Below are 8,268 nucleotides of genomic sequence, written 5' to 3' on the forward strand. Positions count from 1 at the left end.
CCTCCCTGCTCGCCCGCGCCGAGGTCGTCCGAGCGGTACGGCGCGCCACCGCGGACGACGCCGACCTGTACAAAGCGGCGGTGACCATGCTCAACCGCCTCGACCACATCATCCTGGACCGGCCCGTCCTGGACGACGCCGGGGCGGTCGCCGGCCCGCTGGTGCGCACCCTCGACGCGATCCATCTGGCCGCCGCGCGGCGGCTCGGCGACAGCCTGACAGCGTTCGTCACCTACGACCGCCGGCTGGCCACCGCCGCCCTCGACCTCGGTTTCCCCGTCCGCGCCCCCTGATCCCAGAACCCCCTGATCCCAGAACCTTGGGAACGGATGCGGACGCGGTGGGCAGCGGTGCCGCTGGACGTATTTGTACTGCTGGACGTATTTGTGCCGGTGGACGTATTTGTGCCGGTGGCGGCCGGTGGGATGAGCTCGTCCTGTGGGACGGGCTAATAGGGCGCTCGGCGGGCCAGGTCGAGGGCGTAGGGCTGCCAGAACTCGCCGGCCGGGGGGCCGCCGTTGCAGGTGCCGTCGGACTCGCCGGGGCCCTTCACCCACAGGAACGCGTCCGCGTGCTCGTCGCCGGTCTGGGTGGTCGGGCGGGCTCCCAGCGCCCGGCCCGGCGGGTTGCACCACTGCCTGTCCGGGGCCGGGCCGCGGCCGTTGCGGCTGGTGTCGACGACGAAGTGGCCGCTGCCGCCGAGCTCGGCGACGATCTGGTTGCCGTAGGCCAGCAGGTCGGCGGTGGCGACGAAGTTCGCCGTGTTCAGGGCGAAGCCGCGCACGGCGGAGACGCCGGCAAGCCGCAGGCGGCCGGCCATCTCGGTGGCGCTGCGCCAGTCCGGCTGCCCGGCGTCGAGGTAGACGGTGGCCCCGTGCCGGGTCAGCAGCGTGCCCGCCTCGCGGATGAGCGTGTAGCGCGTCCGCTGGCCGGCGGCGGGCAGGCAGTCCGCGCCGGCGATCGCGTCCGGCTCGAGTACCACCACGGCGGGGCCGGCGCCGATGCCGGCGGCGACCTCCGAGATCCACGCGCTGTACTCGTCCGGCGAGTTCGCCCCGCCGGCGGAGTAGCCGCCGCAGTCGCGGGCCGGTATGTGGTAGACGGCGAACACCGCGACCGCCTGGGCGGCCCGCGCGCTGTCGACCCGCTCGGCAACGATGGCGCGGACCCGCGCGGTCGGGAACCAGTCGCCGAGCCACATCGCCTGCGGAGTATTCGCGATCTTGTCGAGCAGGGCCGCGTTCACGGGGTCCTGGCCGCGCAGCCGGGCCGCGGCGGCGTCCGCCTGGCTGTCGGGATCATCATAGAAACGGGCGCCGGCCAGCGGGCTGCCGGCCGCCGCGGCGTCCGGGCTGTCCGCGGCGACGGGGGACAGCGGCGCTCGCAGCGTCCCCGCGTCCCCGGGCCGGTAGCCGGCCGTCAGGACACCGGCCGCGGCCAGGGCGATCGTCGCCGCCGCGGCGAGGTGGCGCCAGACGGGCACCTCCTGCGGGATCCTGCCCAGCGGCCCCTGACGGGCCTTGCGAAGAAACGAGCGCACAACGCCTCCGGAGGCACAACGGTCGCGTCAGAACAACAACATCAAGCCCCCTCGCGGACTACTTTATGGGCTATCTACCCGATATCAGGCGATACGGACAGTGATTGTTGATACTGTGCAGTGCCCCCGATGCCGCTCGGTGGGCTGATATCGAACGCCCCCGGCCGGGCCGTACGGCCCGCTGGGCCCGCTGGCCGTCCGCGCGGGCCGGCGTTCGCCGGCAGGCCTCCCCGCCACACGTTCGCGGAGCGCCATACGGTCATCGCGGCCGGGGCGGCGGCACGGGCGGGCGGGCCTTGGGCCGGGATGCCGCCAGGGCCGGGACGGTGCCGCGCAAGGGGCCACCCGCCGGCGTCGCTGGCGCCCGCCCGCGAATGCCGTGATACTTCTCATAAGTATACGACGACCCGCACGTGATTCCCGACAGCCGGTACAGAAATGGCACGGGCCGACCACGGTACGGCGAGAAAGGAAGCGGACACCATGGGCAGGATCGCGCAGACCGATGGTCTGACGGACGTCCAGGCCGACATTTTGTCGGCTGTGCGCACATTCGTCGACAAAGAGATTCTGCCATACGCCACGGAACTCGAGCACAAGGACGAGTTCCCGGAGGCGATCGTCGAGGCCATGAAGGAGATGGGGCTGTTCGGGATCACGATTCCCGAGGAGTACGGCGGGCTCGGCGAGTCGCTGCTCACCTACGCCCTGGTCGTCGAGGAGATCGCCCGCGGCTGGATGAGCGTGTCGGGAGTCATCAACACGCATTTCATAGTCGCCTACCTCCTCATCCAGCACGGCACCCCGGAACAGAAGCAGCGGCTGCTGCCGAAAATGGCCACCGGGGAGATCCGCGGCGCCTTCTCCATGAGTGAGCCCGGCTGCGGCTCGGACGTGTCCGCGATCACCACCCGGGCCACTCCCGACGGCGACGACTACGTGATCAATGGCCAGAAGATGTGGCTGACCAACGGTGCCCGCGCCGCCCTCGTCGCGACTCTCGTGAAGACCGACGAGGGCGCCGACTCCGTCTACCGGAACATGACGACGTTCCTGCTGGAGAAGGAGCCCGGGTTCGGCACCCACGAGGGCATCACGATCCCCGGGAAGCTGGAGAAACTCGGCTACAAGGGGGTCGAGACCACCGAGATGGTGCTCGACAGCCACCGGGTGCCGGCGTCGTCGGTCCTCGGCGGCCCCGACGGCCGCGGCAAGGGCTTCTACCAGATGATGGACGGCGTGGAGGTGGGCCGGGTTAATGTCGCGGCCCGCGCCTGCGGCATCATGATCCGGGCGTTCGAGCTGGCCATCGCCTACGCCCAGCAGCGCCGCACCTTCGGCCACCAGATCGCCGACCACCAGGCGATCGCCTTCAAGCTGGCGGAGATGGCGACCAAGGTGGAGGCCGGCCACCTGATGATGGTGAACGCGGCCCGCAAGAAGGACAGCGGCCAGCGCAACGACGTCGAGGCCGGGATGGCCAAGTTCCTCGCCAGCGAATACTGCTACGAGGTGACGACCGAGTCGTTCCGTATTCACGGCGGATACGGCTACTCGAAGGAGTACGAGATCGAGCGGCTTTTCCGGGAGGCGCCGTTCATGCTCATCGGTGAGGGCACGTCCGAGGTACAGAAGAGGATCATCAGCCGCGCGCTGCTGCGGGACTACAAGCTGCAGCAGTAGGCCGCCGGACCGCCGCGGGACGCACGGCCACGAAAAACCGCGGAACCGGCGGTGCCACAAAATGCACGAAGCCGTGGAAACCGCGGAAGACTTCCCGCGAGAACTCGTGAGATATCCACGGGTTCTCGCGGGAGAACATCACGAGAAACATCGTGTGCGGCTTTAGTTTTTTATGCCGGGCACTGCTGTCGGGCCCCGGCCGAGGGCCGGCTGTCAGCCCCGGCCCCGGCCCGGCAGCCGGCCCGGAACACGGCCGGACCCAGCCACCCCACGGCCGCCCCTCGTCCGCACGGATCGTTACTCTACAGATACTGCCTGGACGGGCCGACCATCGCGCGCACGGTCTTGCCGTCGTGGAACTCGCCGATGGCGGTCATCGTCCAGTTCGGGCCGCCGGACTGGCGGACCACCTTGCACATGACGAGCCCGGTCTGCGGCTTCGACTCGGACAGGTCGAACCGGACGAGTTCGGCGCCGGTGAAGTCGTCGATCAGCCGGCAGAAGGCGTTGCGGACCTCGGTGAAGCGCTGCCCCTGGAAACTGTTCACCGTGAAGACCAGGGCTTCGACGTTCGGCGGAAGCGCGGCCAGGTCGACGAAGATGGTCTCGTCGTCGCCCTCACCGGAACCGGTGAGGTTGTCGCCGGAGTGGCGGACCGCGCCGCGGGCACCCTTCTTGGACATGAACCACACCTTGTCCACGTCCTTGCCCCGGCCGTCGAAGAGGATGCAGGAGGCGTCCAGGTCGATCTGGCGCCCGCTGTACGCGGGATCCCAGCCGAGGCCCATCCGCACCCGGGTCAGCGGCGGCGCCCCGGTCTTGACCAGCGAGACGCTCTGGCCCTTGCGCAGGGAGACCCGGCCCTTGTCCAGGTTCACGGATGCCCCGCCCCCGCCGCCGGCCGCCGCGGACGGCGGCGCGCCCCAGCCCTGCTGCGCGGCCGGGGGCTGAGGCTGGCCGCCGCCCCAGCCGCCACCCTGCGGCGGCGCCTGCTGCTGCCCCTGCGGCGCACCCCAGTAGTGCTGCTGCCCGCCAGCGGGCTGCGCCGGTGCCGGCGTCGGCGGCCCCCAGGGGCCCGGGGACGGCTGCGGCTGCGGCTGCCCCCACGGCTGGGCCGGCGGCGGCTGGGCCGGCGGCGGTGAGGACGACGGCGCGCCCCAGCCACCCCCCGCCTCGGCGGGCTGCGCGGGCTGCCCCGTCGGGGCTCCCCACCGCTGCCCCGGCGGCGGGGTGACGATCTGGGTGGGCGGGTCGACCGGCGGGGTGCCGGGGTCGTCCACCGTGATCCCGAAGTCGGTGGCGATGCCGGCGAGCCCGGAGGCGTACCCCTGCCCCACGGCGCGCACCTTCCACGCGCCCTGGCGCCGGTAGAGCTCCACGAGTATCAGCGCGCTCTCGACGGTGAGATCGACCGGGTCGAAGCGGGCGATCTCCTCACCCCGGGCGGCCCGGGCGACGACCCGCAGCCCGCTGACGGCCGCGAAGGTCTGTGTGCCGGAGCCGTCCAGGCTGCCGGTGACGACCACCTTGTCGATGTCGGCCGGCACCTGCGTCAGGGTGAACTCGAGCGCGGACGGCGGGAGCAGGCGTACCCCCGGCCCGGTGGGCTGGTTGAAGAACACGAAGTCGGCGTCGGAGCGGACCTTGCCGTTCGCGGTCACCAGCAGCGCGGCGATGTCCAACGGGGTGGACGAACTGATCTCCACCCGTACATCGGTAGTGGACAACGGTGCGTTCGCGCCCTTGCTCAGCACCTGCGCCATGGTGGCCTCCGCATCTGCCCTGTCGCCTGTCCGCCTGTCGGCATGTTGCTGATCGGCATGTTGTTCGACGCCCGCGGGCGTGACTCCCGCGAGGCCATCGTGACGGATACCGGCTCCCGGCCGACAACCGGCACCCGGCGGCCGCCCGTTCCCCCATGACGGTGGACGCGCCCGACCGGGTAACGACCCGGCCCCGATCCACGGTTCCACCTGATAGGCCTGATATGCCTCTCCGGAGCCGAAAATTTCCCGGCGCTGCCCGGATCCGGATTCGGGCCGCGTCCGGCGGATCCCCGCTCGCGCGGACCAGCGGCGCCCGGGCGGTCGATATCCACAGGGAAGCCGTCCGCCGGAGGCCGTCCACAGGGAAGCCGTCCGCCGGACGATATCCGCCGGAGGCGGCTTAGAGTCGGCGCTGTGGACGTTCCGGAGGTGTTGAAGCGGGTGGAGACGCACCTGCTGCGGGAGTTCGGCCCCGACACGGGCCGCGCGGAGATCACGTTTCTCGGTTCCGAACCGATCGAGGTGCTGCGTTTCAGCCACCCGACGGAGAGGGTCATCCGTTATGCGACCCTCGGGATGTCCCGGAGCCCGATGAGCGATCCGGCCTCCCCCGTGCTCGACCCGGCGGGGCCCCGTGCCGAACTGGTGCTCTCGCTGAAGGAGCCCCGCGACAGCGTGGCCCGCCGGCTGGCCCTGCTGGCCGCGATCCCGGCCGTCGAAGGCGTCCCGGTGGTCGCCGGGGCCGGCCTCGACCTCGGTGAACCGTTGTGGGACGGCGCCGGGTTCACCGCGGTCCTCGTCGCCGAACCCGGCGGGCTCATCCCGGACCTGCCGCTACCGGACCCGTCCCCGAAAGATCCGGCACTGGAAGATCCGACGCTGTTTGATCACGATCCGCCCGCTCCTGATCCGTCCCTGCCGGGCGGGCCCGCGGGCCGGCAGCCGGCGCGGACGCCTGTCCGCGCGCCGGTGCGTTTCCTGCCGGTCCTGCCGATGACGCCGAACGAGTCCGCGTTCAAGCGGGTCCACGGGGCGGCCGAACTGCAACGGCGCTGGCTGGCCGCCGGCACCGACCTGCGCGATCCCCGGCGCGTCGGGCTGCGTCTGGACGCCGGCGACCGGTAGGGGCACCGTCCGGCAGGGACAGCGTCCAGGAGAGATCAGCCGGTGACGGCGATGTCGGCGAGGTTCTTGACGACCGGGACGCAGATCCGTTCGACCCAGGCGTCCACCGCCTCACCGCCGGGCGGGACGACGATCACGGTGTCGATGCCGAGGCGCGCGTACCGCTCGGCATCGGCGAGGAAGGCGCCGGCGTCCTCCCGGGCCAGCGCGTCGCCGTTGTAGATGATCGTCTTGGAGATCTCCGCGTAGTCGCGGCCGACCGCGTCGCAGTGCGCCCTCAGCACGTCGAGCTTGTGTGCGACCACGTCCACCGAAGGGGCGAACAGGTTGCAGGCGTCACCGTAGGTCGCCACCAGGCGCAGCGTCCTGCGCTCCCCGCTGCCCCCGATCAGGATCGGCACGCGCGGCCGGCTGACCGGCGCCGGCACGCACAGCGTCTCGGCGAGCTGGTAGTGCCGGCCGGCGAAGGGGCCGTTGTCCTCGCTCCACATCTGCCGGCAGATCCGCAGCGTCTCCTCCAGCCGCTCGAACCGCTCGGCGACCGGCGGGAACGGCACGCCCAGCCCGTGGTGCTCGCGGTCGTACCAGGCGGCGCCGATGCCGAGCTCCGCGCGTCCGCCGGACAGCACGTCCAGGGTGGCGATGATCTTCGCGAGCAGTCCGGGGTGACGGTAGGTCACGCCGGTGACCAGCAGCCCGAGCCGCAGCCTGGACGTGTAGGCGGCGAGGAACCCCAGCGTGGTGTAGCCCTCCAGCATCGGCTCGTCGGCCGGGAACATCGCCTCCATCTGGAAGTAGTGATCCATCACGCTGAGCCGGGCCACGCCCGCGTCGTCGGCGACCCGGGCGGCACGCCCCAGGACCGGCCCGACCGCCTCCGCTCCGCCCGGCCAGGTGAACCGGACCACGTGTACGCCAAGCAGCATCGCCAACTCCTCACGTCTCACGTCTCACGTCCCGGTCGTGCCCGGGGCTTCTCGCCGGGAGGGCCGCGGGCGGCACGGTCGTGTTCTCCCGCGCCGGCTTTCCGCGCCAGAGGACGTCCCGCCGGTCCCGGAGTTCCCGCCCGGCGGTGGCGGGGCGGAAGCCCGGTCCCAACCGGCCCGGCCGGGCCCGGCGAGGCCCCGCCGGGCCCGGATCTCCGGGCCGTCACCGGCACGCGCCGGCCGTCGTCGTCCCGCCCTGTCACCACCCCGGTCGCAGCTGTATCCCGGTCGCCGCCGTCGTCCCTGCCGCCGTCCCCATCCTGACGGACGTCGGCGGGCATGGCCACGCTGGGACGGGCCGGAGCTCCCCGGGCGCGGCCGCCGTGGCCGGCGGGGCACCGCGCGTGGACACCCCACGCTCACCGCCGCGCCACCGCCCTGTCACCGCCGTGCCGCCATCGCACCTCACCACACGGTGTTCTGCCGCCATCGCCACCCCGCCGCCGTTCACCCGGCCGCCGTTCACCCGGCCACTGGCACGCTGCCAGCCCTTCGCCGCACCGCCGTCAAGAGGCGATCGAATAGCTACTTTCCGCAATTACCGATCGGGTGTGGCCGTGAATCGGGCAGGTGCCCGGCCGACCTGGAAGGATCGGGCCCGGGCGGGTTCGCGACGGCGGGCCCCGTCGTGCCGCGGCGGGGAACTCCGGGAGAGCGAGGAGAGCGCATCATGCAGTTCGGCCGGTATTACGAGGAGTTCGAGGTCGGCGCGGTCTACAAGCACTGGCCGGGCAAGACGGTCACCGAATACGACGATCACCTGTTCTGCCTGTTGACCATGAACCACCATCCACTGCACCTGGACGCGCACTACGCCGAGGAGACCACCCAGTTCAAGCGGAACGTCGTCGTCGGCAACTACGTGTACTCGCTGCTGCTCGGCATGTCCGTCCCGGACGTCTCCGGCAAGGCCATCGCCAACCTTGAGGTCGAGTCCCTCCGGCACGTGAAGCCGGTCTTCCACGGCGACACCATCTACGGCGAGTCCGAGGTGCTGGACAAGGTCGAGTCGAAGAGCAAGGACGACCGGGGCATCGTGCGGGTCGAGACCCGCGGCTACAACCAGGACGGCACCCTGGTCTGCATCTACCGCCGCAAGGTGATGGTGCCCAAGCGCTCCTACGGCGAGGCCCGTGGCGGCGAACAGCCCGGCCGCCCCGTCCCCAAC

At 71.6% G+C, this 8,268-nt stretch carries 7 protein-coding genes; 4 read left to right on the forward strand and 3 right to left on the reverse strand.

Annotation, left to right across the window (positions count from 1 at the left end):
* Positions 1 to 293, forward strand: a 293-nt coding sequence (locus tag AC5LUJ_RS16080; protein WP_493465216.1) for a PIN domain-containing protein, incomplete at its 5' end; no start/stop codon positions are given.
* Between the two features lie 155 nt (positions 294 to 448).
* Here AC5LUJ_RS16080 and AC5LUJ_RS16085 read toward each other — a convergent pair.
* Complete coding sequence (locus AC5LUJ_RS16085; protein ID WP_250285828.1) at positions 449 to 1,540, reverse strand: glycoside hydrolase family 6 protein; 1,092 nt, start codon at positions 1,538 to 1,540, stop codon at positions 449 to 451.
* Between the two features lie 483 nt (positions 1,541 to 2,023).
* Between AC5LUJ_RS16085 and AC5LUJ_RS16090 the strand changes: the two genes are divergently transcribed.
* A complete protein-coding gene (locus tag AC5LUJ_RS16090; protein WP_250285829.1) occupies positions 2,024 to 3,223 on the forward strand; it encodes an acyl-CoA dehydrogenase family protein in 1,200 nt (399 codons plus the stop codon).
* 302 nt (positions 3,224 to 3,525) lie between these two features.
* Here the strand turns inward: AC5LUJ_RS16090 and AC5LUJ_RS16095 are convergent, their stop codons facing one another.
* A complete protein-coding gene (locus tag AC5LUJ_RS16095) occupies positions 3,526 to 4,986 on the reverse strand; it encodes a TerD family protein (protein WP_493465217.1) in 1,461 nt (486 codons plus the stop codon).
* Between the two features lie 417 nt (positions 4,987 to 5,403).
* On the opposite strand from AC5LUJ_RS16095, the gene AC5LUJ_RS16100 reads away from it, so the two are divergent.
* Positions 5,404 to 6,114: a suppressor of fused domain protein gene (locus AC5LUJ_RS16100; protein WP_250285578.1), complete on the forward strand. Its 711-nt coding sequence runs from the start codon at positions 5,404 to 5,406 to the stop codon at positions 6,112 to 6,114.
* A 35-nt stretch (positions 6,115 to 6,149) separates the two neighbouring features.
* Here AC5LUJ_RS16100 and AC5LUJ_RS16105 read toward each other — a convergent pair whose 3' ends face one another.
* Positions 6,150 to 7,040, reverse strand: a complete 891-nt coding sequence (locus AC5LUJ_RS16105) for an LLM class F420-dependent oxidoreductase (RefSeq protein ID WP_250285579.1) — start codon at positions 7,038 to 7,040, stop codon at positions 6,150 to 6,152.
* A 730-nt stretch (positions 7,041 to 7,770) separates the two neighbouring features.
* Between AC5LUJ_RS16105 and AC5LUJ_RS16110 the strand changes: the two genes are divergently transcribed.
* Positions 7,771 to 8,268 (forward strand): MaoC family dehydratase (locus AC5LUJ_RS16110; RefSeq protein WP_493465218.1); only part of this gene is annotated, 498 nt, incomplete at its 3' end.

It is taken from the genome of Protofrankia sp. CiP1_Cm_nod3 (assembly GCF_982290655.1).

Coding starts and splice junctions, on each gene's coding strand:
- AC5LUJ_RS16090 (WP_250285829.1), top strand. CDS start 2,024: ATGGGCAGGATCGCGCAGACCGATGGTCTGACGGACGTCCAGGCCGAC.
- AC5LUJ_RS16095 (WP_493465217.1), bottom strand. CDS start 4,986: ATGGCGCAGGTGCTGAGCAAGGGCGCGAACGCACCGTTGTCCACTACC.
- AC5LUJ_RS16105 (WP_250285579.1), bottom strand. CDS start 7,040: ATGCTGCTTGGCGTACACGTGGTCCGGTTCACCTGGCCGGGCGGAGCG.